The organism is Micromonospora sp. NPDC007208 (genome assembly GCF_042869175.1).
GTDB classification, from domain to species: domain Bacteria; phylum Actinomycetota; class Actinomycetes; order Mycobacteriales; family Micromonosporaceae; genus Micromonospora; species Micromonospora foliorum.
In genome coordinates this window covers 1-25,295 of record NZ_JBIAFG010000030.1, presented here as the reverse complement: position 1 = coordinate 25,295, position 25,295 = coordinate 1, and the positions used below count along the sequence as shown (strand labels likewise).

General features: G+C 70.6%; 21 protein-coding genes and 1 pseudogene. 10 read left to right on the top strand and 12 right to left on the bottom strand.

Annotated features, from left to right (window positions below; genetic code table 11):
• Window positions 1-133: 133 nt before the first annotated feature.
• Both ACFYL6_RS32940 and ACFYL6_RS32935 read right to left on the bottom strand, forming a co-directional pair.
• Window positions 134-655, bottom strand: coding sequence for a class I SAM-dependent methyltransferase (locus ACFYL6_RS32940; RefSeq protein WP_387177123.1), 522 nt, complete (start codon window positions 653-655; stop codon window positions 134-136).
• A 182-nt stretch (window positions 656-837) separates the two neighbouring features.
• Window positions 838-2,228 (bottom strand): annotated as a pseudogene (locus tag ACFYL6_RS32935) (DHA2 family efflux MFS transporter permease subunit).
• A 391-nt stretch (window positions 2,229-2,619) separates the two neighbouring features.
• Between ACFYL6_RS32935 and ACFYL6_RS32930 the strand changes: the two are divergent.
• Window positions 2,620-3,375: an SDR family NAD(P)-dependent oxidoreductase gene (locus ACFYL6_RS32930; protein WP_387177122.1), complete on the top strand. Its 756-nt coding sequence runs from the start codon at window positions 2,620-2,622 to the stop codon at window positions 3,373-3,375.
• 116 nt (window positions 3,376-3,491) lie between these two features.
• Here ACFYL6_RS32930 and ACFYL6_RS32925 read toward each other — a convergent pair whose 3' ends face one another.
• Window positions 3,492-6,722, bottom strand: a complete 3,231-nt coding sequence (locus ACFYL6_RS32925) for a S8 family serine peptidase (protein WP_387177121.1) — start codon at window positions 6,720-6,722, stop codon at window positions 3,492-3,494.
• A 181-nt stretch (window positions 6,723-6,903) separates the two neighbouring features.
• Between ACFYL6_RS32925 and ACFYL6_RS32920 the strand changes: the two genes are divergently transcribed.
• The 3 genes from ACFYL6_RS32920 (at window position 6,904) to ACFYL6_RS32910 (ending at window position 9,991) form a co-directional block, all read left to right on the top strand.
• Entirely contained in the window at window positions 6,904-7,404 is a 501-nt protein-coding gene (locus ACFYL6_RS32920; RefSeq protein WP_124822440.1) for a sigma-70 family RNA polymerase sigma factor, read from the top strand.
• A complete protein-coding gene (locus tag ACFYL6_RS32915) occupies window positions 7,397-8,092 on the top strand; it encodes an RICIN domain-containing protein (protein WP_387177120.1) in 696 nt (231 codons plus the stop codon). The genes ACFYL6_RS32920 and ACFYL6_RS32915 overlap by 8 nt, the downstream gene beginning before the upstream one ends.
• A gap of 375 nt (window positions 8,093-8,467) precedes the next feature.
• Entirely contained in the window at window positions 8,468-9,991 is a 1,524-nt protein-coding gene (locus ACFYL6_RS32910; protein ID WP_387177119.1) for a cellulose binding domain-containing protein, read from the top strand.
• A 70-nt stretch (window positions 9,992-10,061) separates the two neighbouring features.
• Here the strand turns inward: ACFYL6_RS32910 and ACFYL6_RS32905 are convergent, their stop codons facing one another.
• Window positions 10,062-10,724, bottom strand: coding sequence for a hypothetical protein (locus ACFYL6_RS32905; protein WP_387177118.1), 663 nt, complete (start codon window positions 10,722-10,724; stop codon window positions 10,062-10,064).
• A 367-nt stretch (window positions 10,725-11,091) separates the two neighbouring features.
• Between ACFYL6_RS32905 and ACFYL6_RS32900 the strand changes: the two genes are divergently transcribed.
• From ACFYL6_RS32900 to ACFYL6_RS32890, 3 genes are all read left to right on the top strand, one after another.
• Window positions 11,092-12,123, top strand: a complete 1,032-nt coding sequence (locus tag ACFYL6_RS32900; RefSeq protein WP_387177117.1) for a HupE/UreJ family protein — start codon at window positions 11,092-11,094, stop codon at window positions 12,121-12,123.
• A gap of 144 nt (window positions 12,124-12,267) precedes the next feature.
• Window positions 12,268-14,241 carry a fibronectin type III domain-containing protein gene (locus tag ACFYL6_RS32895; protein WP_387177116.1) on the top strand — a complete coding sequence of 658 codons (1,974 nt, stop codon included), beginning with the start codon at window positions 12,268-12,270 and terminating at the stop codon, window positions 14,239-14,241.
• Between the two features lie 90 nt (window positions 14,242-14,331).
• On the top strand, window positions 14,332-15,411 hold the full coding sequence (locus ACFYL6_RS32890) for a WxL protein peptidoglycan domain-containing protein (RefSeq protein WP_387177115.1): 1,080 nt from the start codon (window positions 14,332-14,334) through the stop codon (window positions 15,409-15,411).
• A gap of 12 nt (window positions 15,412-15,423) precedes the next feature.
• Here the strand turns inward: ACFYL6_RS32890 and ACFYL6_RS32885 are convergent, their stop codons facing one another.
• A complete protein-coding gene (locus ACFYL6_RS32885; RefSeq protein WP_387177114.1) occupies window positions 15,424-16,179 on the bottom strand; it encodes a YoaK family protein in 756 nt (251 codons plus the stop codon).
• Window positions 16,180-16,323: 144 nt separating this feature from the next.
• Between ACFYL6_RS32885 and ACFYL6_RS32880 the strand changes: the two genes are divergently transcribed.
• On the top strand, window positions 16,324-17,295 hold the full coding sequence (locus tag ACFYL6_RS32880) for a zinc-binding alcohol dehydrogenase family protein (RefSeq protein ID WP_387177113.1): 972 nt from the start codon (window positions 16,324-16,326) through the stop codon (window positions 17,293-17,295).
• A 4-nt stretch (window positions 17,296-17,299) separates the two neighbouring features.
• Here the strand turns inward: ACFYL6_RS32880 and ACFYL6_RS32875 are convergent, their stop codons facing one another.
• The 5 genes from ACFYL6_RS32875 to ACFYL6_RS32855 all read right to left on the bottom strand — a co-directional run bounded on the left by ACFYL6_RS32875 (window position 17,300) and on the right by ACFYL6_RS32855 (window position 21,546).
• Window positions 17,300-17,890 carry an HAD family phosphatase gene (locus ACFYL6_RS32875; RefSeq protein ID WP_112675211.1) on the bottom strand — a complete coding sequence of 197 codons (591 nt, stop codon included), beginning with the start codon at window positions 17,888-17,890 and terminating at the stop codon, window positions 17,300-17,302.
• A 17-nt stretch (window positions 17,891-17,907) separates the two neighbouring features.
• On the bottom strand, window positions 17,908-19,164 hold the full coding sequence (locus tag ACFYL6_RS32870; protein ID WP_387177112.1) for an RNA polymerase sigma factor: 1,257 nt from the start codon (window positions 19,162-19,164) through the stop codon (window positions 17,908-17,910).
• A 2-nt stretch (window positions 19,165-19,166) separates the two neighbouring features.
• Window positions 19,167-19,514: a YciI family protein gene (locus tag ACFYL6_RS32865; RefSeq protein WP_387177124.1), complete on the bottom strand. Its 348-nt coding sequence runs from the start codon at window positions 19,512-19,514 to the stop codon at window positions 19,167-19,169.
• A gap of 129 nt (window positions 19,515-19,643) precedes the next feature.
• Complete coding sequence (locus tag ACFYL6_RS32860) at window positions 19,644-20,855, bottom strand: low temperature requirement protein A (RefSeq protein WP_387177111.1); 1,212 nt, start codon at window positions 20,853-20,855, stop codon at window positions 19,644-19,646.
• Between the two features lie 40 nt (window positions 20,856-20,895).
• Window positions 20,896-21,546, bottom strand: coding sequence for a winged helix-turn-helix transcriptional regulator (locus tag ACFYL6_RS32855; RefSeq protein ID WP_387177110.1), 651 nt, complete (start codon window positions 21,544-21,546; stop codon window positions 20,896-20,898).
• A gap of 72 nt (window positions 21,547-21,618) precedes the next feature.
• Here ACFYL6_RS32855 and ACFYL6_RS32850 point away from each other — a divergent pair, with 72 nt between their 5' ends.
• Window positions 21,619-22,341 carry a hypothetical protein gene (locus ACFYL6_RS32850; protein ID WP_387177109.1) on the top strand — a complete coding sequence of 241 codons (723 nt, stop codon included), beginning with the start codon at window positions 21,619-21,621 and terminating at the stop codon, window positions 22,339-22,341.
• Window positions 22,342-22,398: 57 nt separating this feature from the next.
• Here ACFYL6_RS32850 and trpS read toward each other — a convergent pair whose 3' ends face one another.
• Window positions 22,399-23,457 (bottom strand): tryptophan--tRNA ligase, encoded by a 1,059-nt coding sequence (gene trpS, locus ACFYL6_RS32845; protein WP_387177108.1) that lies wholly within the window; start codon window positions 23,455-23,457, stop codon window positions 22,399-22,401.
• Window positions 23,458-23,731: 274 nt separating this feature from the next.
• Window positions 23,732-24,196, bottom strand: a complete 465-nt coding sequence (locus ACFYL6_RS32840; protein ID WP_387177107.1) for a PRC-barrel domain-containing protein — start codon at window positions 24,194-24,196, stop codon at window positions 23,732-23,734.
• A gap of 203 nt (window positions 24,197-24,399) precedes the next feature.
• On the opposite strand from ACFYL6_RS32840, the gene ACFYL6_RS32835 reads away from it, so the two are divergent.
• Window positions 24,400-24,654 (top strand): SCO4848 family membrane protein, encoded by a 255-nt coding sequence (locus tag ACFYL6_RS32835; protein WP_387177106.1) that lies wholly within the window; start codon window positions 24,400-24,402, stop codon window positions 24,652-24,654.
• The last annotated feature ends 641 nt before the right edge of the window (window positions 24,655-25,295 follow it).

Here is a 25,295-nt window from a genome sequence, read left to right as displayed (position 1 = left end):
GCCGGCCTCCCGGGGGGGAGTTGGCGCCCCGGTTGGGCCCCCCCCCCCCCCACCCCCCCCCCCCGGGGGGGGCGGGGGGGCCCCACCCCCCCCCCCCCCCCCGGCTCATGTCGATGCTGTGATCAGCCCCGCCTCACGCGATCGGCGTGCCGGTCACACAGGTCAGCACCTGGCCCCGACCACGGGTGGCGCTCGTTGTGGTCGTGGCGAAACCGTGGGTTTCGAGCAGTAGTTCGGTCGCGGTGAGGTTCGCGGTGGCGTGCGCGGCGGTGGGTCGCTCGCCGAAGACGTAGAGCCGTCCTCCCGCCGCCAGCAGGCTTCGCATCCGAGCGATCTGCTGCGCTGCGTCGCCCAACCAGAAGAGGCTGACGTTCACCGCGAAGATCTTGGTGAAGTGGTCAGTCGGAAGGTCGGCCGACTCGAACCCGGAGCGCCGGATCTCGGCTCTGCCGGCGTCGATGTGGCTCAGGTTCCGTTGCGTCGCGAGCCGGACCATCGTCGCGGCGCGGTCGATGGCGACGATCCGGCCGGTCGTGAGTTGGCCGGCGACCAGGGAGACGGCCGCTCCCCGACCGCATCCGATCTCCAGCACCTGGTCGTCGGGTGCGACAGCCATCGTCTGCACCGCCCAGCGTTGTCGATGGGCGGCCGTCACCCGTTCGTTCGCCGCGGGCGTCGTGCCAGCGCTGGACGGACCCGGTTCGCGGGTCGAAAGAGTGGACCTCACGACGTCACGCGCCGGTGCCTTCTCTGCTCACACCCCTGATTCCACCCTCTCCGCGGAGTCGGTGCACCGTGTCCTCGGTCACCGCGCCCGACCAGCAGATACGACAGCGATCAGTGCACGGGCACCGGCGTGACGTCCCCGAGGGCGTCCGTCGAGGCCGGGACCGGCTTCGGAGCGCCGGCGTTCACCATGGCCACCGAGACGATGGCCGCCGCGACCACGAAGCCGACCGCGACCCAGTACGCGACCGAATAGCCGTGCATCAGCGCCTCGTTGCGCTCCTGGGCTCGCGCCGCCGGGCCACCGTGCGCGAGCAGGTAGGTGGCGGCCGAGCTGGTCGCGATGGTGTTGAGCAGAGCGGTACCGATCGACCCGCCGACCTGCTGCGACGAGCTGATCATCGCGGAGGCGACACCGGCGTCCTTGGGCTCGACGCCGTGAGTGGAGATGCTCATCGCGGGCATGAACGCGGTGCCGATGCCGAGCCCGATCACGGCTTCGGCGAACGCGATCTCCAGGAAGCCGCTGTCCGCGTCGAGCAGAGCGAGCAGCACCAGACCGACCGCGGTGACGAGGTAACCGCCGACCATGATCGGCCGGGGGGCGATCCGGTGCGCGAGTCGGGCGCCGATCTGCGTGGCCCCGATGGCCTGCGGCACGGCCATCGGCATGAACGCCAGACCGGCCATCACCGGCGACCATCCCTTGACCTGCTGGAAGTAGTAACTGAGCAGGAGGAACATCCCGAACATGCTGACGATCGCAAGGCCCACCGAGAGGTACGCGGCGGCCCGGTTGCGTTCGGTCAGGACGCGCAGTGGCAGCAGCGGGGACGCGACCCGTGCCTGCACCACGACGAAGGTCGCCAGCAGCAGCACCCCGACGGTGAACGACCCGATGGTCACACCCGCCGACCATCCGTGGCTCTCGGCGACGCCGAACCCGTAGACGAGGCCGACGAGTCCGGAGCTGGCCAGCAGGACGCCGGGAAGGTCGAGCCGGGCGCGGTGCCGCTCGCCGTCGTCGTGGACGGTGCGACTGGCGCCCAGGATCCCGATGACCGCGATCGGCACGAGGACGAACATCGCGAAGCGCCAGTTCAGGTACTGGGTGAGCAGCCCTCCCACGATCAGGCCGACCGCGCCGCCGGCGATCGAGACCGCGCTGAACACGCCGAACCCTTCGCGCGTTCCTTCGGCTGCGTGAAGGACAGGGACAGCAACGAGAGCGCGGCCGGCGCGAGCAGGGCCGCGAACACCCCCTGTAGTGCCCGGGCGAACAGCAGCATCGCGGCGTTGACGGCCAGGCCGCCGATCGCCGAGGCGATGGCGAAGCCGGCCAGCGCGATCAGGAAGGTGCGCTTGCGCCCGACCATGTCACCGATCCGGCCGCCGACCAGCAGCAGGCCGCCGAAGGCCAGGCCGTACGCGGTCACCACCCACTGCCTGCTCCCGTCCGTGAAGTGCAGCGCCTGTTGCGCCGAGGGGAGCGCGATGTTCATGACCGCCCCGTCGAGCAGCACCATCAGTTGAGCGATGGAGATGAACAACAGGGCCTTCCACCGCTGGGACTGCGGGGCGGTGTGACCTCTGGGCATGACTGGTCCTTAAGAGTGGTTTGCACGGATTCACGCGACCCGGCCAACGCTAACCAAGTTATGGAACGATCGCCAAAGAATGTGCCTCCTGTTACAGCAGCCTTTCGAGCCGTGTCTCAGTGGGCTAGGCGCTTTGGCCGTGAAATCGGCAGGCCGAGCACGCTGTGCACACTCCGCAGAGCACCCATTGTGAGTGTCATTACTTTGTCGACCGTTCCAGAAAAGGCTAGCGTTCCGTCGCACGAAGCCCTGCGGACCACGTAGCGGCTACCAGTCGAAGTGGATGTGAGACGAGATGTCTGGACGGTTGGAGTCGAAGGTCCTGGTCGTGACCGGCGGTACGCAGGGCATGGGCCTGGCGTTCGCCCAGCGGGCGGCCACGGAAGGAGCTCGCGTCATCATCGGCGCCCGGGACAAGGACCGGGGCGAGGAGGTTGCCGCGCAGATCAGGAACGCGGGCGGTAGCGCCCTCTTCGTGCCCACCGACGTGACCGTCGAGGAGGACGTGGCGCGGCTCGTCGACGCCGCGGTGACGGAGTACGGGCGGCTGGACGGCGCGTTCAACAACGCCGGCGGTGGCCCGATGGCCAGCGTCCGCGAGACCGACAGCGACAACTGGCACCGGTCGCTCGCCCTCAACCTGACGAGCGTCTTCTACGGCCTGAAGTACGAGCTTCCGGCCATCATCGCCTCCGGCGGTGGCGCGATCGTCAACAACGCCTCCGTCTCCGGCGTGAAGGGTGACGGGACCCAGGCCGCCTACAACGCGTCGAAGCACGGGGTCATCGGTCTGACCCGCTCGGCCGCCCTCGACGTGGCGCGCTCCGGTGTGCGGGTCAACGCCCTGGTCACCGGTCTGATCGACACACCGCTCTGGCAGGGCGTGGTCAGCCAGGCCCCGGAAGTTGCGGAGCGCTACCTGTCGGCGCAGCCGACCGGACGAGCCGGCACCTCCGACGAGGTCGCCGCGCTCACCGCGTTCCTGCTCAGCGACGAGGCCACCTTCATCAGCGGCGCGTCCATCGCCATCGACGGCGCCCTCACCGCCTGAGGCACCGAGGCACCGACGCACCGAGGTACTGAGGCAGCGACGCACTGAGGCACTCACGCACAGGTTCGGTCCGGGGCGGCGGCTCAAGCGGCCGCCGCCCCGGTCCAGGCAGTGCGTCAGGCGATCCGATAGGCCCGCTGGATCGTCTGGGTGACCGTGTTGCCGGCGGTGTCGGTGGCGGTCAGCCGCAGCGAGACGTATCCGGCCCGGCGCGGATGACTGATCAGGGCGACGTTCCGGAGCACCGGCAACGCGACCCACGTCCGGCCGTCGTCGAACGACGCGGACACGCCGAGCGTGCGGTTGGGGGCGGCAGTCGAGCCGGCCTGCCAGTCCAGCGCCACCGGGATCGTCATGATCCGGCCGGTCCGTGCCGTGTTGGTGTCGTCGAGCACAGGCGTGGGGCGAGCCGTGGTCAGGGGCAACCGCTCCGGCGACGCGGTGTGCGCCGAGGTGAAGGTCCAGGCCACCGAGACCGACGTCGACAGGGTGTCCGGGGCGTCTCGGGTGGCGGTCGCCTCCAGACGGTAGGTGGCCTTCCCGGCGGGCACCGCGAACTCGGCCCACGCGCTGTCCGAGGCGCCGATCTCCTTACCGTCGCGCAGCAGCCGGAACCGCACCGGCCGGTCGTCGCGGCTCGCGGGACGACCGGCCGCGTCGCCGAACAGGGGCACCGACGCGATCGAGATGGTGTCGCCGTCGCGGCCCGCGTACCCCAGGGGTGACAGGGTCGGCGCCTGGGCCACGGTGGGCCCGAAGGGCGCCGCGTTCCAGGTCTGGGTGTACGTCCGCCCCGACGTGAAGGTGGAATCCTGCGTCGTGGAGTTGTCCCCCTCAAGGAACGTGGACGTCCAGACGATGCCGCCGTCGGTGTTGTAGTACTCGGTGCCCTTGAACGGCAGGTCGACAGGCGTGTTCGACCCGATCGGGCCCGCGCCTCCGGGCGCCGACGCGCGGTGGAACCGCACGGCCGTCGCGGTCGTGGACTGGCTCCGGTAGGTCGTCCTGACGGTGGCCAGGTTCTTCGGCGACAGCTTCCCGGTCAGGCCGGTGAACATGTCGCCCTTGTCGACGTACGCCAGGTCGTAGGTGTAGGGGCTGTTCCGGAAGGTGCCGTCCTTGCCCGGCCGGGCGAGCCCGACGCCCAGCGTCGCGGTGAACTCGGGTGCCGCGACGGCGGGCCCGAGCCGGCCGAAGAAGACGTCCGCGAAGGACACACCGCTGAGTTGGACGCCCGGGTAGCGCAAGCCGTCGTCCCAGTTGGCGCTCACGTTGATCGAGATCGGCGCGGCGTCGCGCTGCGGCACGGTCAACGCGACCGGCTTGGCGCTACGGGCGTCGACCGCCTCGGTGACCGGACCACGGACGTCCAGTACCGGCTGTGCGAGCAGGGTCGACACGGCGCCCTCGTGGATGGTGCTGTACAGCGCGTACCGACCCTTGGGCAGCCGCAGGACGCCACCGCCAGGTGTCGCGGGGAGGGTGCTGAACTCACCGGTGGTCAGGTTCGCCGCCACGGTCGTGTACTCGGTGGCCGGCTTGCCGTCGCGTCCGGTGTGGTCGAGCCGTACGTCGTAGCTCTCGATCTCACGGTTCAGCACGAAGGGCGTCCGTACCCGCAGGTCGCCGGCACCGGTCGCGGTCAGCGCCCCCTGGTAGACGCCGTCCGGGGCGTCCACCCGGGTGTCCACCGTGATCGTCGCCTCGGCGCGGCCACCGGCCGGCACCACAAGCGTGGCCGGGCTGACGGTGAGCATGCCGGCCGGGGCCGGGGCGATGGCCAGCGTCAGGGTGACCGGCGCGGTGCCCGTGTTGCGGTAGCCCACGACCTGGGTGATCGGGCTGTCGTCGGCGTGCGGCCAGCGCTGCACCGGAAAGTCGATGGCGGCGATGTCGGTGGCGACCGGCTGGGCGACCGCGCGGGCGATGTCCACCCGGCCGGCGCCCTGCTCGTAGATGGTGTCCTCGCCGGTCGGCTTGGCCGAGTCCATCAGGGCGGCCTTGAGCTGCGGGCCGGTCCAGTCCGGGTGCTGCCCGGCGAGGATCGCGGCGGTGCCGGCCACGTGCGGGGTCGCCATCGACGTACCCGACATGGTGGCGTAGTCGCCGCCGGGGGCGGCGGCCACGATGTCGACGCCCGGCGCGCTGATCTCGGGCTTGATGTGGTTGTCGCCGACGCGCGGGCCCCGGCTGGAGAAGTAGGCGCGCTGGTCGTCGGCGTCCACGGCGGCGACCGCGAGGGCGTCGTCGGCGGAGGCCGGCGAGGAGACCGACTTCGGCTTCCCCTCGTTGCCGGCCGCGACCACGAAGAGGGTGCCGTACCGGTGGCTCAGCTCCTGGACCGCGGTCTCCAGCGGGTCCAGGCCGGGTGCGTCGTCGCCGCCCACGCTCAGGTTGACCACAGGGGTCTGCGGCGCGAGCCACTGCATGCCGGTGATGATGTCCGAGTCCTGACATTCGGTGGTGGCGCAGACCTTGCCGACGAGCAGCTTCGCCCCGGGCGCCACCCCGCGGTACCTGCCGCCGGAGGCGGCGCCGCTGCCGACGATCGTCGACGCCACGTGGGTGCCGTGGCCGACCGAGTCGCTGGGGTCGTTGCCGCCGGTGAAGTCCCGGACTTCGGTGAGGTGGCCGGCGAAGTCGGGGTGGCTGGCGTCGATTCCGGTGTCCAGCACGCCGACGGTGACGCCGGTGCCGTCGAAACCCGCCTGCCACGCTGCCGGGGCACCGATCTGCGGCACGCTGCGATCGAGGGAAACCGTGCGCTTGCCGTCCAGCCAGACGTGGGTGACCCCCGTGGTGAGGGTGCGCGCGGACGACGTACCGCGGGTGAGTGACGCCCAGAGCGTCACCCGGTCGTTCCGGTCCGCCCGGACCGCGAGCGCGTGCGCGGCCGGGAGATCGGCCCGCACCCGCCCGGCACCCCCGGTGGTCGCGGTCCGCGCCCGCGCCGCCATGTTCTCGGGGTACGCGACCAGCAGCGGCAACTCGGCGGCCCGGTCGTCGTAGCCGAACTCGCCGAGCGTGGTCAGGTCGAACAGACGTCGATCCAACCGCCCGTCCCGCACGAGTGGCATCGCGTCCACCGGGATGACGTACTGGTGGCCGTCCTCCCGGCTGCTCACGAACCGCATCGCGGCCCGCCCCGGCCCGCGCTGGATCTGCGGGCGACCTGCCGCGTCCAGCGACACCCGGTCACCGGTGATCAGGGTGAACGTTCCGGAGGTGCCGGGGGCCGTGGCCGTCGGCCTCTCCTGCGCGGTCGCCGGTTGGGCGGTCAGGCCCGCCGCAACCAGCGCGGTCGCGAGTACGCCGGCTGTCAGGGCGCGTCGTTGCCGTCGTCGCACATCGTCCTCTCCGCCACGGGCGTCTCCCGGGTCGGCACGATGACGCCTGGCCAGGTCGTTAGGTTGATCACTCCGGTGTGACGGAGGCCACAATCTCGCCCCGCGCCGACGCGGCCCGTTCACCCGGGCGAGTTCCATGCGGCGGTGACCAGGGGACGAGGCATGGGAGGGCACCGGTCGGATGCGTGACGCCGAAGAGTTCGACGCCCTCTACGCGGCCTGTGCGGGTCGGGTCGTGGGTCACGTGTACGCGCTCACCGGCAACCGCGCCGAGGCGGAGGACGCCGTCGCCGAGGCGTTCATGCGAGCCTGGCAGCGGTGGCGGACGGTGCGGGAGACGGACAGTCCGGAGGCGTGGGTCCGCCGGGTGGCCTCCCGGATCGCGGTGAGCAGTTGGCGCAAGGCGTTCAACCGGGTACGCGCACACCGCCGGGCGGCGGTCGACCAGGGTGTGCCCGGACTGAACGAGGACCACGTCGCACTGTTGCAGGCGCTGCAACGGCTGAGCGCCAACGAGCGGCGGGCCGTGGTGCTGCACCACCTCAACGATCTCAGCGTCGCGGAGGTGGCAGCCGAGATGCAGGCCCCGGTCGGAACCGTGAAGACGTACCTCGCCCGTGGTCGGAGAGCGATGGCCGGGTTGCTGACCGATGCGCACCAGGAGGAGACCTCCCATGGCTGATCCGCGCGACGATCTCACCGCGATCGCCGACGAGGTCCGGCGAGTCACCACGCTGCCCGGGGCGCAGACGTTGCGACACCGCAGCGACAGGCGTCGGCGGCGTCGGGCGGCAGTCGGCGCGGCGGCACTGGCCGTGGTGGCCGTCGCCGCTGGCACCACTCTGTCGCAGGTGCGGAACGACGTCGAGACGCCGGATGTCGGCCCGGCCACCCACGTCGCACCGCCCGTGGTCCCGTCCGCGACCGCCTCGGCGGGACCGCAGGAGATCCTCGGCGGCCGGCGGCAGGTCCAGATCGTGCTGCCCGGCATGCGCGGGGCCACGTTGGCGATCGACCGCGACGGCGATCAGGTGCGGGCCACCACCGAACAGGGCATCGACGACCGGGCGCTGTGGGTGCTGCGCCCGGAGGGCGACAGGTACCGGATCCTGCTGGCGTCCGGTGGCAACGCGATCTGCATGACCGTGGTGCACGACGCCGCGCCGGGCAGCGTACGCGGCCGGGCCTGTGATGACGCCGCCTCGACGCAGCTCTTCCGGATCGATCAGGTGCCCGACGGCAGCTACTCGATCTTCCAGGGGAAGCGTTACGTCCAGGTGGTCGACGGCACCAACGCCCTGGTCCCCGACCTGCCCGAGGGGCTGACCACCACGTACGAGTTCGACGACCGCGGGCCCGCCCCGCGCTGATTGTCGAAACCTTTCCGATACCTGTTGCGGGGTCACCGGCGGCCCCACCCGCGGCCCCGGGCGGAGAGACGCCCTGCGGCGGGGTTGAAGGGCCGACCGAGAAGGCGGGAAGGCGTCGAAAGTTTCGGCAAAATATTGACACCTGGCGATTGAATCGCCCAAGCTTTACGTGGCTGGCATTCGTGATCATCGATCACGTTTCGTTCCTTCCTTTCCATCACCACTCGGAAGGAGAGCCCCGTGATCATCAGCTCGGGCCGCTCTAGGACCCGTTCGGCGGTCGTCGCGCTCGCGGTAGCAGCGCTCACGGTCGCCGGATCGGTATCGGTAGTAACACGAACCACCGACGCTCAGGCCGCCGTAGGCCCGCTGGCCGTGGAGGACGAGGGCGCCGACTGCGCCGTGTCCGGCCTGCCGGACCTGGGCTCGCTGCCGACCAACGCCAAGCTTCCCGACCCCTTCAAGAAGCTGAACGGCACGACCATCAGCTCCAAGTCCGACTGGCGCTGCCGACGGGCGGAGATCAAGGAGCTTGCCGAGAAGTTCGTCTTCGGCGACAAGCCCGCGAAGCCCGCCACCGTCACGGGAACGGTGTCCAGCAGCACCGTCACCGTCAACGTGTCACACAACGGCAGGACCTCCAGCTTCTCGGCGCGGGTCGAGCTGCCCAGCGGCACCGGTCCCTTCCCGGCCGTCGTGGTCGTCGGCGGGTTCGGCGCCGACACGGCGACCATCAAGGCCGCCGGAGCTGCCGTGATCAGTTACGACCCGCTGGCAGTCGGCCGCGAGGGCACCCCTCGGAACAACAAGCAGGGCGCGTTCTACAGCATCTACGGCTCGTCGAGCAGCACGGGACTGCTCGCCGCCTGGGGCTGGGGCGTCAGCCGCATCATCGACGTCATCGAACAGTCCGACGGCAGGATCATCAAGGCGGACGCGATGGGCGTCACCGGCTGCTCCCGTTACGGCAAGGGCGCCTTCGCGATCGGTGTGTTCGACCAGCGCATCGCCCTGACCATGCCGATCGAATCGGGCAGCGCGGGCGTCCCCATCTTCCGGGGCATCCCCGGTGAGGGCGCGCAGAGCCTGAGCAGCGCGTACGGGGAGCAACCCTGGCTGGGCGACGCGTTCGGGTCGTTCACCGGCAGCCCGAACCGGCTCCCGGTGGACACGCACGAGATGGTCGCCATGGTGGCACCGCGTGGGCTGTTCATCATGGACAACCCGCACATCGCCAACCTCGGCCCCCGGTCGGCGAGCGTGGCGGCCCTGGGCGGCGCGGAGGTCTACCGGGCGCTCGGCGCCGGTGACAACATCACCTACTGGTCCGACGTGCAGGACGGCACCCACTGCGCCAACCGCCCCGAGTGGCGTACCCCGTTGCAGAACAACATCCGGAAGTTCCTGCTGAAGACCGGCAACGAGCCGGGTGTGATCCGGATTTCCAGTAGGGCGCTCGGTCGGTTGGCCGACTGGCGGGACTGGCCGACACCGGTCCTGGCGGACGGCCCGACGACCCCGCCCCCGACCACCCCGCCGCCGACCACCCCGCCGCCGACCACCCCGCCGCCGACCACCCCACCGCCGACGACGCCGCCGCCGACCGGTGCTGGCTGTGCGGCGACGGTGTCGGTCAACCAGTGGACCGGCGGCTTCGTCGCCACGGTGCGGGTGACCGCCGGCGTCGCACCGGTCAACGGCTGGACGGTCGGCATGACGTTGCCGTCGGGCGCCAGCATCACCAGCATCTGGGGCGCCAACCGGAGCGGCAGCACCGGGGCCGTCCAGTTCACCAACGTCGCCTACAACGGCTCCATCGCAGCCGGGCAGTCGACCGAGTTCGGTTACCAGGGCAGCGGCACCGGGACGGGGATGGTTCCCACCTGCTCGGCCGCGTGACGTCCAGGCCCGGTGCGGAGGTCGCAAGCCTCCGCGCCGGGCCGTGCGGCTCCGAGGCGGAGCCCGAGCGTCAGAGCCAGACCACGATCCCGGTCAGGTCGTTGAGGACGGCGGCCACGCCCGCCCGGATGGCCGCCGCGCAGCGGTCCGCGGTGAACGAGTTCGGGTCGTACGTCGAGGACATGCCGAGGCCCTCGCCACGGAACGACGCGCCGTCCCAGTCGACCGCGGTGACGTTGTGGGTGGGCTCGGCCAGTTCCGCGCCGACCACGAGGAACTTCTCGTCCAGGTGGTTCGGGGTGACCAGCGCGAGCCCGTCGATGAGGTCGTTGCCCGCGCTCACGATGAGGTCCGGGCCCATTTCCATCGCCTTGGCGATGCTGGGAACGGCGTCGTGCGCGTTCCCGACGACGATGGTCCTCAGGTCGACGTGCTCGTCGTCGGCCCACTCCTTCACCGCCGCCACGAGCGCCTTGGTCGGGTTGTCCGCGCCGCTGGTCAGCAGGACCACCCGGTAGTCCTTCGGTGGGTGGACGCCGGCCCACGAGCCGGGCTGCGGGGTGATGGTCGCCTCCGGCGCGGGCTTCGTGGCGGGGTCGACGAACCCCGGGCCGAGAGTGCCGATGGCGCTGGGCGCCGGACGTGGCTCGGACCAGTCGTCGCTGGAGTTGCAGGCGGTGACCAGCGCGGCGGTCGCGGCCAGCAGGGCGACGGCCCGAAGCGGGGGGCGCAAGGTGATCGTCCTCCGGGTGGTGGCGGAAAGTGCGCGTACTTCTTGGTATTCCTATCTCAATTCCGGTCACCGGTAATCGGTGGGCGGTCGTTCGGGGCTGTTGTTCTCCGGCGGTTCGTCGGTGCGCGGGTTGGTGTTCACCCACGGCATGCAACGTGCACTGGCCAACCGAGGGAGTCGAATGTCAGGCCGTATCCGCCGTACCGTTTTCGTGGCCGCTGTCGGTTTCGCCGCAGCGGTGGTTCCCTTTCTGGGGGCCGAACCGGCGTCCGCGCACGGTTTCTCGTCGACTGTGTACGCGAAAATTGCGGCGGGAGACGAGGGTCACATTCGGACCGGGGTGGAGCTCGAATACGACCTTCTCGTCGTGTCCGCCGCGGATGCCGGCGACGACGACCCGCTCTTCCAGGTGGGAACCGCCGCGTTCGAGGCGGGCGACACCGCTGCCCAGGCCGCCGCCCTGAAGAGTCACGCGTCGGCGGTCCTCGGGTACGTCTCCGACCGGTTCTCGGTGACTTCCCGAGGTGCGGCCTGCCAGCCGTCCCAGGTGGGTGACGCGACGATCGGCGAGCGCGAGGGCGTGCCGTACGCGAACCTGCTGCTGGACTGGACCTGCCCCGAGCGGGTCGACGAGCACGTGGTGCGCAGCGGGCTCTTCCCGGACGACGAGGGCTACGTCAAGGGCACGAAGACGATCGTCACCTACGAGATCGACGGCCGTTCGGGCAGCGCCGCGCTCGACGCCGCCAACCCGTCCTTCTCCACCGCGCAGGCCTGGTACCAGCGGTTCGGCGAGTTCTTCCTCCTGGGCGCCGAGCATCTGCTGACCGGGATCGACCACATCCTGTTCCTGCTGGCGCTCATCGCCGGGTCGCGGCGGCTCCGGGAGATCGTGCTGGCGGCCACCAGCTTCACCCTGGCGCACTCGGTGACGTTCATGCTCGCCGCGCTCGGCCTGGTCGAGGTGCCGGGGGCGATCGTGGAGCCGGTCATCGCGTTGTCGATCGCCGTCGTCGCCGGCTGGCACCTGTGGGGGATCTGGCGGCGCGGTGAGCACGCGGCCGACCTGGAGACGGCGGGGCGCGGGCACTTCAGCCTGGATCGGGCCGGCTGGATCCGCCTCGGTGTGGTGTTCTGCTTCGGCCTCGTACACGGTCTGGGCTTCGCTGGCGCACTGGGCATCGACGAGGCGTGGTCGTGGACTTTGCTGTGGTCGCTGCTGGTGTTCAACGTCGGCATCGAGGTCGTTCAGTTGACGATTATCGCTGTCGTCTTCCCGTTGCTGTTCGTGCTGCGCCGTCGTGCGCCGAAAGCCGGCCTCTGGGCGACCGGGGCCGTTTCCGCAGCCGTGTCCATTATGGGGCTGATCTGGTTTGTGCAGCGCGTTTCTGGATCATGAGTAGGGCTAAGTAGTTCGTGAAGTGCAGTCTTTCGCAAGATCACGTTCATGGTCGGTTCATCGGGCGGCGAAAGCGTGGAATTGCTTCCCCAGCGTCGGGTGAAGGCACAATCCATTTCTCTATTTGAAAAGGGAACAATGTCGATGACATTGAGCACCTCGACACGGGCCTCCGCGCTCGTGCGGCGGCGCCTGGTCGCCGGGGTCGCAGCCGGGTTCCTGGGAATGGGCGCGGCCCTCGGCAGTGGCCTGATGGCCACCGCGAACGCGGCCGAGTCCACCACGATCACCGGTGTGGTCCTCGGCGTCGGCGCCAACGAGACCCAGCGCATCGTGAGCTGGTACTCCTCCGCCGACACCGCGCAGAAGATCCAACTCGCCCCGACCGCCGAGATCGTCAACGGCGAGTTCCCGGCCAGCGCGGTCAGCTTCGACGCCGTTGGTGCGGCGAACACCTCCACCACCGGGTTCAACCGGCACGCCACGATCAGCAACCTGCGCGAGAAGACCGCGTACTCGTACCGGGTCGGTGCCGAGGGCAGCTGGTCCCCGGCGTACGCCTTCAAGACGCAGGACTTCGAGGGCGACTACGACTTCCTCTTCTTCGGCGACCCGCAGATCGGCTCCTCCGGTGACCGGCTGAAGGACCAGGCCGGCTGGGAGGACACCCTGAAGGTCGCCACCGCGGCCAACCCGAACGCCGAGCTGCTGGTGTCCGCCGGCGACCACGTCGAGAGCGCCAACGACGAGGCTCAGTGGACCTCGTTCCTGGCCCCCGACCAGCTGCGTCAGATCCCCCTCGTCGCCACCATCGGTAACCACGACGTCGGCGGCAAGTCCTACGAGCAGCACCACTTCACCCCGAACACCGACCGCTCGTCTGCGTACTACAGCGGGGACCAGGCGACCCGGTCCGGCGGCGACTACTGGTTCATCCACAAGGATGTGCTGTTCATCGACCTGAACAGCAACAGCTACGTCAACCCGGCGGACGGCTCCGCCGGCGGCGACGCGGCGCACGTCGCGTACGTCACCGACGTCATCAACAAGCACGGCTCCGAGGCCAAGTGGAAGGTGCTGGTCTACCACCACTCCATCTACTCGCCGGCCAGCCACGCGACCGACACGGACAACAAGCAGCGGCGGGAGGACTTCACCACCGCGTTCTCCAACCTCGGCGTCGACATGGTGCTGCAGGGCCACGACCACAGCTACTCGCGCAGCTACTCCATCAAGAACGGCCAGAAGGAGAACCCGGCCGAGAAGCCGGGTGCTGCCGACGTCTTCCCCGGCCCGGGTGGCGTCATCTACGTGACGGCCAACTCGGCCTCCGGCTCGAAGTACTACGACATCAAGAAGCCGGACACGACCGGCACGGGCATCCGCGGCAACGGCCCGGACCCGCTGGACGCGGACAAGTACTGGTACAACTCCGTGCAGAACCAGGAGCACGTCCGTAGCTACGTCAAGGTGCAGGTTCGCGGCGACAAGCTCGTTCTCGCGAACGTCCGCAGCGGCACCTGCGCGGCGCCGAACGCGGCCGTCGAGAAGGGCCTCTCCTGCGTCAACACCCCGGATGGTCAGCCGGTCGGCTCGATCGTCGACAACGTGACCGTGCACCCGTTCCACGGTGACGGCCAGGCCATCCAGGTCAACGTGCCGAACCCGGCTCCGGGCGAGTTCGGCTGGACGATCGACGGCTACAACGGTCTGGTCGACCTGGGTACCGCGCAGGAGCGCGACGGCACCTACTTCCAGGCCAACGGCAAGATCAACCCGATCCTCGTGTCGGACAGCCGGCGCTCGCTCGCCCCGTGGTCGATCTCGGCCAACGTCGGCGACTTCCAGGACGCCGACAAGAAGTTCGCCGGCTCCTACCTCGGTTGGACCCCGTACGTGCTCGATGCCGGCGCGGGTGCCGAGGCCGGTGCCCCGGTCCTGTCGTCGCTCGACGACCAGGGCAAGGGCCTCTCGGTCTCCAGCGCGCTCGCCGCGGCCGCGCAGGGTCACCCGCGCGGCGGCGCCAAGCTCGGCGCTGACCTGGACCTGAAGATCCCGGACAGCATCGCGAAGGGCAGCTACCGCACCACCCTCACGATCACTGCCCTGAGCAGCTGACCGAACAGTTCCGTCGGCGGGGTAGGCACCTTCGGGTGTCTACCCCGCCACCCATTTGCCATCCGTCCAAGATCACTTCAAGGAACCGACATGCAACCGTCCGTCACGCGCTGGAAGACCACGCCCGCCGCACTCCTCCGTACGACCGCACTGTCCCTGCTCGCCGTCGTCGCGGCCGTCGGTGTCGGTGCCGGTCCCACCCTGGCCGCGGACGGCAACGTCGCCTGGACGGTCCGGACGGCCTCCAACGGTTACGGCGAGGCCCGGTCCAGCTACAGCTACAACGTCAACCCGGGTGGTGCCGTCGAGGACGCCATGGTCGTGGCCAACCGCGGCCCGGCACCACTGACCCTCTCCGTGTACGCGGCCGACGGCTTCACCACCGACGCCGGCCAGCTCGACCTGCTCACCAAGGACAAGAAGTCCACCGCGATCGGCGCCTGGGTGAAGCCGAACGCCGGCAGCGTCGTGATCCAGCCCGGAAAGACCGCCCAGGTGCCCTTCACGGTCGGTGTTCCGGAGAACGCCACCCCCGGGGACTACGTCGGTGGCATCCTCACCACGCTGACCCAGGCCGACCAGGCGGAGGGGATCAACGTCGACCGGCGCCTCGGGATCCGGATCAAGTTGCGGGTGGGCGGCGAGCTGAAGCCGAACCTCGCGATCGAGAACCTCCACGTCAGGTACGCCGGACCGACCAACCCGTTCAGCAAGGGTGACGCCACCATCACCTACAAGATCCACAACGTCGGCAACGCGGCCCTGTCCGGTAAGCAGGCGGTGACCGTCTCGGGCCCGTTCGGCCTACTGCGGGTACGGGCCGAGGACGTCGCCGCGCCGCCGGAGCTGCTTCCGGGTGAGAGCTGGGACGTGACGGTCCCCGTCCACGGGGTGGCGCCCGCCATCTCGCTGGCCGCGACCGCGACCCTGACACCACTGCTCACCGACGCCTCGGGCTCCACCACCCCGCTCAAGGCGGTCCAGGTCACCGCGCACGGCTGGGCCCTGCCCTGGACGCTGGTGCTCGCGCTCGTCGTGCTGATCGCCGTGCTCGTCGGGGCGTCCCTGTACCGGCGCCGCAACCAGGCGCAGCGCAAGGCGCGCGAGGACGCCCGGGTACGCGACGCCGTCGAGCAGGCGCTTCGCGGCCCGGAGCCGCAGACCTCCTGATCGCGGCTTCGGTCAACTCGGCTGGCTTCGGCCGGCGGCGGTTCGCGCGCGTCGGGTAAGGCCGATCGCGATCGCGATCACGGCGACAACCAGCACCGCCGCCGGCACGGATGCCCAGGTCGGGGCCGTGCGCAGCACCACCGTGCCGAGCACGGCGCCGGTCACCAGCCCCGCCAGTCGGCCGATACCACCCACGTCGGCGAACCGGTGCGGGTCGACGACGCGACGCCGGACCAGATCGGTCAGCGAGCCGGTCAGGTAGGTGGTCGACGCACCCCGTACGCCCGCGGCCACGGTGATCACGCTCTGGATGCCGCTCGACACGGCCGCCATTCCCAGCAGCACGAGTCCGAACCCGTACCCCGGACGGGCCGAGCAGGCCAGCCAGCCCACCGTGAAGCCGAGCAGCAGCACCGCCTCGGCCGATGTCACCACCGCGGTACGGCGGTTCCAACCCGGCGGGGTGTGGCGCAAGGGCACCGTGGCAGCGGCCACGCCGACGGCGTACCCGCCGACCGCCACCACCGCCCCCGCGAGCGAGCGGGTGTCGGCCGTGGCGAGCGCGTGGCCGAAGTGCACCAGATTGCCGGTGACCACGCTTGCGAAGTAGGCGTTGAGCTTGGTCAGACAGATGACGTCGATGCAGCCGGAGGCCGCGGCGAGCGCCACCAGCAGCCAGGCCGTGGCCCGTGTCGACGGAGCGTGCACGATGCCCCTCCCGTCGGTCCTGCGGCCAGCGCGACGCGTCCGGCGCGGTACGCCGGACATTCCCGTGCCCGTCCCGGCTACGCCCGGCCAGTCCCGCCGAGCGTGGGCGTTCGTCCTTGTGGGTGAACGACGCTCGGCTCCGGGCCACGCCCGTCTCCGAGCCGGCATGCTGCGACGTGACGCCGGCACGGAGAGGGAATCCACATGGTTGACGGGGATGTGCCAGAGCGGATGCAGGCCGCGGCCTTGGACGAGTTCGGCGGTCCGGAGGTGATCACCCTGCGGAAGCTGCCGATCCCGCAGGTCGCCGACGACGAGGTGCTGATCAGGGTCTTGAGCGCCGGCGTCGGGGTGTGGGACGTGTACGAGCGCGAGGGCATGCTGGTGCCGGAGGGCTCGGCGCTCCCGATCGTGCCCGGCTCCGACGGTGTCGGGACCGTCATCGCGACCGGCAGCACTGTGACCAACGTGGGGGTGGGCGACCTCGTCTACGTCTCCGCCACCACGCGGCCGAAGGGCGGCTTCTACGCCGAGTACGCGTCGGTCAAGGCGGAGTACGCGGCGAAGGTGCCCGATGGTGTGCCCGCCGAGCACGCCGGTGCGATGCCCACCGACGCGCTGACCGCGCTGGCCGGGCTCGACGCGCTCAGCCTGTCGGCCGGCGCCTGGCTGTTGATCTTCGGTGCGAGCGGCGGTCAGGGCCACCTGGCCGTGCAGTTGGCGAAGCGACAGGGACTGAACGTGGTCGCCGTGGCGTCCGGGGCGGACGGCGTCGCGCTGGTGACCCGGCTGGGCGCCGACGTGTCCCTCGACGGCCACGGCGACATGACCGACGTGCTGGCCCGGATCCGGGACGCCGCGCCGGGCGGGGTGAACGCCATCCTGGCGATGGCCGGCGGCGCGACGCTGGACCGGCTCACCGAGGCGCTGGCCGATGGCGGGGTGGTCGCGTTCGCCCACGGGGTGCGGCCGGAGCCGCAGGAACGGCCGGGCGTCATGGTCCGCGCGTACGACGGCGAATCGAGCCCTCGACAGTTGCAGCGGCTCAACGAACTCATCGAGGCGGGACCGTTCGTGGTGCACGTCGCGGAGAAGTTCCCGCTGGGCAAGGTGCGGGACGCGCACCAGCGCCTACAGACCTCCTACGCCGGCAAGCTCCTGCTGACGGTGGCCTGAGACGTCAGGGCGTGCGCTGCTGCGGCACGCGTACCGAAGCCATGCCGGCCGCCGTCGCGGCCTGGATGCCCAGGTCGGTGTCCTCGAAGACCAGGCATGACTCCGGGGGTACGCCGAGCTGCTCCGCCGCGAGCAGGAACGCCTCCGGGTCGGGCTTGGCCCGGGTGTAGTCGTCGGCGCAGACCAGCACGTCGAACCGGTCCAGCAGGCCGAGCGCGTCCAGGGAGGCGGTGACCGACGCGCGGGTGCTGCCCGAGACGACGGCGAACGGGACCCGCCGGTGCGCGTCGTGGATGTGCGCCAGCACCTCGGGCACGGCGGCGAGCTGCGGCAGCAACTCCTGGTAGTAGCTCTCCCGGCGCTCGACGACGGCCGCCACCGGCATGGCCAGACCCTGCTGCTCGTTCAGCGCGACGATGATGTCGGCGGTCGGCCGCCCACCCCAGGCGTAGAAGAGGTCCTCCGGGAACTCGCAGCCCCACTCCTCGAGGGCCCGCTGCCAGGCCAGGTAGTGCAGCGGCATCGAGTCGACGATGGTGCCGTCGCAGTCGAACAGGTACGCGGCGAACGGCCCGGGAGGCAGAGGCAGACTCACCCGGGGAAGGGTACAGCTCACTCGGTCGACACGGATCGCAACTGTCTGAGCAGGTACGCGCGCTCCGGTTCGGTGCCCACAAGCGTCAACGCGCTGCGGTACGCGGTCGCGGCCTCGTCGTACCGGCCGAGCCGGCGCAGCAGGTCGGCCCGCGCCGCCGGATAGGGGTGGTGACCGCGCAGGCGCGGATCGTCGGCCAACTCGTCGAGCAGGGCGAGCCCCGCCTCCGGCCCGTCCCGCATGGCCACCGCGGCGGCCCGGTTGAGCGCCACGATCGGTGAGGGCACCAGGCCGAGCAGCACGTCGTAGAGCGCCACCACCTGCGGCCAGTCGGTGCTGGCCACGTCGTCGGCCTCGTCGTGCAGCGCGGCGATGGCGCCCTGCACGCCGTACGGGCCGGGCGCTCGGCCGGTCAGCGCCACCACCACCAGAGCCCGCCCCTCCTCGATCATCGGACGGTCCCAGCGTCCGCGGTCCTGGTCGTCGAGAAGGACCATGGCGCCGTCCGGCCCGGTACGCGCGGCCCGTCGGGCGTGGACCAGCAGCATCAGGCCGAGCAGCCCGGCGACCTCCCGTTCGGCCGGCAGCAGCCGACGCAGGATCCGGCCCAGCCGAATGGCCTCCTCGGCCAGGTCGGTCCGTTGCAGATCCGGGCCGGAGCTGGCCGCGTACCCCTCGGTGAAGACCGAGTAGACGGCCTGGAGCACCGTGGGCAGACGACCGGGCAGCTCGTCCGGGCCCGGCACCCGGAACGGGATGCGTGCGTCGCGAATCTTGCGTTTGGCGCGGACGAGTCGCTGGGCCATGGTGGCGGGCGGCACCAGGAAGGCCCGCGCGACCTCGGTGGTGGTGAGGCCGGCCAGGAACCGCAGGGTGAGTGCGCCGCGATCCTGCGCGGCCAGGGCCGGGTGCGCACAGGTGAAGAAGAGCGCCAGCCGGTCGTCGGGCAGGTCTGGGTCCGCGTCGGCGGGCGGGGCGTGGTCGGCCCGCTCGGCCTCCGCTTGCAGCACGGCGAGCCGGGTCGCCAGCACCCGGTCGCGGCGCAGCCGGTCCACGGCTCGCCGTCGAGCGGTGGTGAGCAGCCAGGCGCCCGGCCGGCTCGGCACCCCGTCGGTCGGCCAGTGCACAAGCGCCGCCTCGATAGCCTCGGAGGCGACCTCCTCGGCCAGGTCGAGGTCGCCGAAGCGGCGCACCAGCGAGGCGAGCAGTCGGCCGCGTTCCTCCCGGAACACCGCTTCCACCGACGACCCGACGGCTTCCCCCTCACCCGGCACGGTCAGACCTGCACGTCGATCTCGAAGATCGGACGGACCTGGACCGAGCCGGTGCCGATGGCCCCGGGGCTGCGGGCCGCCCAGTCCAGCGCGGCGTCGAGGTCCGGCACGTCGATGACGTCGTACCCGCCGAGCAGCTCACGGGTCTCGGCGAACGGCCCGTCGGTGATCGTGCGCTCGCCGTCCGGGCCCACCTGCACGGTGGTGCAGGTGGTCAGGTCCTGCAACGGATGCCCGGAGACCCAGACCCCGGCGTCCTTCATCTCCCGGTCGTACCGGATCCAGTCCTCGAAGCTGCACCCGTTGTCGACGACCTGACCGTCGACCATGGGGCTCATGAACAGCAGCATGTACTTCACGTTTCGGCTCCTCTCGGTGCGGCGTGTCGCCGTACAGCATGACGACGAACGCGGACCGCGGTTATCGACACGGCGCGTCAGGTTCTTTCTGCTCGGGCTGCACCGACGGCGCGGAGGCGCTCAGCAAGGACCCGGCTGTGCCGGCTCGGGTCGTTCGTCGCGTCGGTCCATCCGCCGCTCGAACCAGGTCACCCCGATCAGGAAGGCGGTCAGCAGGGTGAGCGCCGCCAGTGGCGGCAGGGACCGGCCGATCGGCAGCAGGGGCAGCGGCAGCAGCGCGGCGACGACCTGCGTCGGGTACACCGCACGAAGGGTCAGCCGACGGAAGGCCAACCTGCTGAGCAGGTAGAGGGCGGTGCCGCCGTAGAGCGCGGTCGCGGCCTCCCAGCCCAACCGGCCGGGATGCGCCGACTCCTCGGTGAGCTGGGCGATCACCTCCTCGATGCCGAGCGCGACGTAGATGGCACCGATGATCAGCGGGGAGTGCCCGATGCCGTACGCGTCGCCTGCCACGCTGGCCCGCCGCTCACCCGGCACGTTGCTGACGGCCTTGCGCGCGGCGGGTGCCAGCCGGTCGAAGTAGAGCCACCACAGGCAGACCGTGCTGGTGAGACCGAGCAGCGCGGCCAGCACGGCCACACCGACCGGTGCCATCGTCCGTGGCCCTTCGCCGGCGGAGATCAACGACTCGCCCAGCGCGATGATGAGCACCAGGCCGAACCGCTCGGTGAAGTGGTCGATGCTGCCCAGTTGCCACGGCCGGAAGGCCGACGCGATCCGCGAGCCGCCGATGTCCACAAGCAACGCGGCGGTCCAGAGCGCCGTCTGGGCCACGCCGCCGAGCAGCGCGCCGGCGATCAGCGGGAGCCACGCCAGGATCACCGGCACGCTGAAGAAACGCAGCGTCGAGCGCAGCGGTGGGTTCGCCGCGCTCACCCAGAACAGGATCACGAGCTGCACCGCGCGGCCGACCACGTAGGCCAGGGCGATGGTGAGCGGCGCGTCGAACAACCCCGGGCTCTGTTTCCAGGCGTCCGGCAGCACCAGCGCGGCCACGAATATCGCCGCCATCGCGACCAGGGTGGCCGCGCGTACCAGGCCGACGTCCGGCCGGACCAGGTTCCCCACCCAGGTGTACGGGCCCCAGGAGTAGAGCAGCAGGAGCAGGAGGAGCAGCCCCTGGGCCAGGGTGAGCGCGCTCGGCGACCCCGCCATGAACGTGATGACCCGGGTGAGGGCGAAGACGAAGACCAGGTCGAAGAAGATCTCGAACATCGTGGTCCGGTGGGTCACTCCCGCCCGCACCGGATGAATGTCGAAAATCCTCCTCATCCTCGCATTCTGCGCCAGATGGGCCGCCGGTTCACCCGGTCTACTCGCCCGGCGCCGCTCCGAAGAGCGGGAAGAACCGCTCGGCCGCCCCGATGTCGCCGTGCGCCTCGATGTCGCCCGCCGAGACCGCCGATCGCAGCGGTGTGCCGCCGAACATCAGGTCCCGCAGCGCTCTCACCGTGCCGGTGACCGTGACGTCGACCTGGCCCGACCGGCCACGGGCCACGCTGATCCCACTTGGCGTCACCCCCACCTCGAAGGCGTCGGTGCCCACCTGCAACCGGAGTCGTGCGGTCATCGGCGCGTCGGTCGGTGGCCGGTAGAGGGCCTTGAGCAGCAGCATGAACGCGTCCGTGCTCATCTCGACGTCCGGCTCCGCGGGCAGGCCGGCACCCCACCGCGACAGCTCGATCAGCGTCGGCTCCAGTTGCTGACCGCGTTCCGTCAGCTCGTACGCGTGCACGCTGGCCGGCGGCCCGAGCTGCACCCGCCGGACGATGCCGGACTGCTCCAACTCCCGAAGGCGCTGGCTGAGCACGTTCTGGCTGGCCTTCGGCAGGCCGGCCCGCAGATCACCGAAACGCTTCGGGCCGAAGACCAACTCTCGGACGATCAACAGCGCCCAGCGCTCGCCGACGATGTCCATCGTGCGCGCCGCCCCGCAGGCGTCCTGGTAAGTCCGCTGAGTCACATCGCCATCGTAGTCGGCGTCCACCGGGCAGTGCTAATGTCGGATCGTATAGTCCTAACTTAGGAGTAAGTCATGGATGCACTGCTCGCCAAGGTGATCGAGCGCCACGGCGGCCTCGACCGCTGGAACACCGCCTCGACCCTCACCACGCGGCTCACCTACGGCGGCCCGTTCTGGGCGTTCAAGGGACGACCCGACTTCGACGGCACGGAACTGGTCGAGGCCGACCTGCACCGGGAACGGATCCGCCACGTCCAGGAGGGCACCGGCCGGGTCACCGAGTACGACAGCGACACCGACCGGGTCACCGTCACCGCGGCCGACGGCAGCCTGATCGACGAGCTGACGAACCCCCGGGCGAGCTTCGCCGACTACACCGGGGAGAGCCAGTGGACGCTCGCCCAGGCGGCCTACTTCCGTGGCTACGCCACCTGGCACTACCTCGTCGAGCCGTTCCTGTTCACCTGGCCAGGCGTCGAGGCGCACGAGGTCGAGCCGTGGACGGAGGACGGCGAGTCGTGGCGCGTCCTGCGCGTCACGTTCCCCGAGAGCGTGCACACCCACACCGACACCCAGCTGTACTACTTCGACGACGGCGGGCTGCTGCGGCGCATGGACTACCAGGCAGTGGTCAACGGCTCCTCCCCGGTCGCGCACTACGTGAGCGGAGCCACCGAGGTCGACGGGCTGGTCGTGCCGACACGACGCCGGATCCACATCCGCCAGGAGGACCGCACCCCGGACCTCTCCTGGACGCCGATCACCCTGGACCTGGCCGACGTCCGGATCCGCTGAGAACACGGCGGTTTCACAGCGGACCCGGCGTCACGCCGTCGACCGGACGCCCCGGCCTCAGGTCGAGGCGTCCGTCCGGCGCCGGCTCCGCTCAGCCCGCCGCCGCAGCTGCTGGTACGCGCCGGTCAGCCCCATCGCCCGGCGTACCTCGAGCACGGTCCGGCGGACCTCCTGGCGGGTCCGTTCCGTGCCCTCGACGATCAGCCGGTCGACCAGACCCCGGTCGGCTTCGATCTCGGCCCGACGCTGCCGGATCGGCGCCAGGAACCCCTCCAGCGCGACGACCAGCCGTTCCTTGACCTCCACGTCACCCACCCGCCCGGCCCGGTACCGCCGGGCCAGGTCGGTCACCTCGTCACGGTCCGGATTGAAAACCTCGTGGTACGCGAACACCGGGTTGCCCTCCACGGTGCCCGGCACGTCGGCCCGCACCCGGTTCGGGTCGGTGTACATGCCCAGCACCTTGCGACGCACCGTCGCCGCGTCGTCGGAGAGCGCGATCGAGTTACCCCGGCTCTTGCTCATCTTGGCGGCGCCGTCGGTCCCCACCAGGCTCGGTGTGTCGGCCGGGATCAGCTCGGGCACCGGGAAGACGGGGCCGTACAGGTGGTTGAACCGTCGGGCGATCTCCCTGGTCACCTCGACGTGTGCGGCGTTGTCCCGGCCGACCGGGACCACCTCCCCCTTGACGCAGAGGATGTCCGCGGCCTGGAGTACGGGGTAACCCAGCAGCCCGTACGGCATCTCTTCCTTGCCGGCGTCGCGGGCCATGTCCTTGAGCGAGGGCACCCGTTCCAGCCGGGGGACGGTCACCAGGTTCTGCAGGAGGGTGTTGAGGTCGCCGACCTCGGGGATGGCCGACTGGAGGTAGAAGGTGGCCCGGTCCGGGTCGACCCCGGCGGCGAGGATGTCGGTCACCATCTCGCGGGCGTTGCCGGAGACCTGGTCGATGTCCTCCCGACGGTTGCGGGTGGTGAGCATGTGCAGGTCGGCGATGATGAAGAAGCTCTCGTAGCGCCGGTGCAGCCGTACCCGGTTGGCGATGCTGCCGACGTAGTGGCCGAGGTGCAGGCGGCCGGTGGGCCGGTCGCCGGTGAGCATTCGTGCGACGGACATGGTGGTGCCTCTCGTTACCGAAGGTGGGTGACGCGTGGGCGCGCGCCGAGTAGGGCTGGCTCAGCTCTGCTCGGTCAGCGGGATCGACTCAGCGAGTCGCCCGCCATCGCGCGCCGGCGCGAAACCGCAGACCACCGGCACGGAGGGCGTTCAGAAGTTGCTCACGGCCATCGCCGGAGCCGGTCGGGATCCCGGGCACGGCACCGAGGAAGCGGCCGTCGACCAGCTCGACCGCCTCGGATGCGCAGTTGCCCGTCCGGACCACGGCCTCACATTACCTGCGGTCCGTTGCCGGAGGGGACAGGTAGCTGTCGGCGTAGTAGGTGCCGACCCGTTCCCAGTACTCCTGGTCGGCCGAGTCCGGATCGAACGCTGGCGCGTCCTTGACCTCCTGGCGGGTCCGGTCGACGTGCACGACGCGTTCCTGATGATCCACCCGGGCCACCGTCCCGGCCGGCAGCAACACCTTATGGCCGAAGATCCAGGGCCCGGTGTCCACCACCAGGTGCCCGGCGTCTGCCTCGTCGCTGGTCTCGTCGATGGTGCCGATGCGCCCGTCGCTGGCCTGCACCTGATAGCCAACGAGGTCGACAGGTGTGCCCGGGCCGGGCGCGTCCGGGCCGTCGTGCCCACCTTCCTGGCCGTCCGGCGGGGTGGCCGAGGGCGTGGCCTGGGTGTAGCCGCCGGCCAGGGCGGACGGATCACGCCAGGCCCAGGGATTGAAGATCGACGGTGGCATCGGGCACCTCCAGGGGGCGGTCCTCAGCTGTCCTCCTTCGCAGTGCCCATCCCACTGACGCCGGAAACAGCCTGCGCGCTGTACCTCGGTGCTCCGGTGTGGCGCGGCAGTGCGATGGCATGAGCCGCCGGGGCGGCGGTCGATGAGGGCCGGCGTTCGCGCCGCCGGCCTGGTGAGCGGGGGCGCTGGCATACTCGGCTGCCATGGTGCTGTCGCGAGGGTGGGCTGTCTTCCTGGTCGGAGTCGGCGTCTGGACCTGGGTGATCTGGCCGAGGTTCGCGGTGGCCATCTGGCAGGACCCGCGGTCCTGGGCGTCCGGCACGGTGGCCGACGGCGCAGCCACCAGCTTTCTGTGGGTGCACGCGCTGCTGATCGCCGCGTCCCTGGCAATCGGCACCACCGTCGGCGTCCTCGGCATCCGGGCCTGGCTCGCCGCCCGGCGACGGCAGGCGTCCTGATCGCCGCCGTCCGCTCCTGCTGATCGGGCCGGTCGGCGCCCCACTGCTGGTAGTCGCCGAGCCCCCGTTGCTGTCGGACCGGGTCCGACCTGGGGAAACCGTTCGGGCGCCCGAATGTGACGCGCGCCGCTACCCGTGGATTTGACGATCAAACCCGCAGACGCGTAACTTTCTCTCTGCCAGCGCGGAACGGGGCAAACGGGACGAAGGTCCTGGAGGCACCGGAACGGGATGGCAACCGGGTCAAGCAGGGGTTCACTCCTGCGGGACGCGGTCCGGGCGGGGCTTGCCGGATCGGCCGCGAGGCGGATTTGGTGCGGCGAAGCCGACCGGGTAAGGTTCACGACCGGCAGGGAACCGGGCGAGACTGCGGGAAACCGCAGCGGCCGGTCTGCCGAATCCGACGACCTGACGCAGCGGTTCGCTGCTGCGTGAGTGCGCCGGCGCTGACCCGTACGAAGCATGACAGACCGGGACACACGGTTTGACACGGCGAAGACGGTAAGGTAACGTGGTAAAAGTGCCCGGCGCGAGAGCGGCGGGGACGCGGTTCGGATAGCCCCGGTTGGGGTTCCACTGTGGTGGGGCTTCTGGTCGGTGTGTGGTTGTTCTTTGAGAACTCAACAGGGTGCTTGTAAAGC

Excerpts from the sequence above, each read along its gene's own strand:
- ACFYL6_RS32895 (WP_387177116.1), top strand. The coding sequence starts at position 12,268 with ATGACATTGAGCACCTCGACACGGGCCTCCGCGCTCGTGCGGCGGCGC.
- ACFYL6_RS32930 (WP_387177122.1), top strand. The coding sequence starts at position 2,620 with ATGTCTGGACGGTTGGAGTCGAAGGTCCTGGTCGTGACCGGCGGTACG.
- ACFYL6_RS32835 (WP_387177106.1), top strand. The coding sequence starts at position 24,400 with ATGGTGCTGTCGCGAGGGTGGGCTGTCTTCCTGGTCGGAGTCGGCGTC.
- ACFYL6_RS32850 (WP_387177109.1), top strand. The coding sequence starts at position 21,619 with ATGGATGCACTGCTCGCCAAGGTGATCGAGCGCCACGGCGGCCTCGAC.
- ACFYL6_RS32915 (WP_387177120.1), top strand. The coding sequence starts at position 7,397 with ATGGCTGATCCGCGCGACGATCTCACCGCGATCGCCGACGAGGTCCGG.
- ACFYL6_RS32890 (WP_387177115.1), top strand. The coding sequence starts at position 14,332 with ATGCAACCGTCCGTCACGCGCTGGAAGACCACGCCCGCCGCACTCCTC.
- ACFYL6_RS32840 (WP_387177107.1), bottom strand. The coding sequence starts at position 24,196 with ATGCCACCGTCGATCTTCAATCCCTGGGCCTGGCGTGATCCGTCCGCC.
- ACFYL6_RS32885 (WP_387177114.1), bottom strand. The coding sequence starts at position 16,179 with ATGTCCGGCGTACCGCGCCGGACGCGTCGCGCTGGCCGCAGGACCGAC.
- ACFYL6_RS32865 (WP_387177124.1), bottom strand. The coding sequence starts at position 19,514 with ATGCTGCTGTTCATGAGCCCCATGGTCGACGGTCAGGTCGTCGACAAC.
- ACFYL6_RS32920 (WP_124822440.1), top strand. The coding sequence starts at position 6,904 with ATGCGTGACGCCGAAGAGTTCGACGCCCTCTACGCGGCCTGTGCGGGT.
- ACFYL6_RS32860 (WP_387177111.1), bottom strand. The coding sequence starts at position 20,855 with ATGAGGAGGATTTTCGACATTCATCCGGTGCGGGCGGGAGTGACCCAC.
- ACFYL6_RS32880 (WP_387177113.1), top strand. The coding sequence starts at position 16,324 with ATGGTTGACGGGGATGTGCCAGAGCGGATGCAGGCCGCGGCCTTGGAC.
- trpS (WP_387177108.1), bottom strand. The coding sequence starts at position 23,457 with ATGTCCGTCGCACGAATGCTCACCGGCGACCGGCCCACCGGCCGCCTG.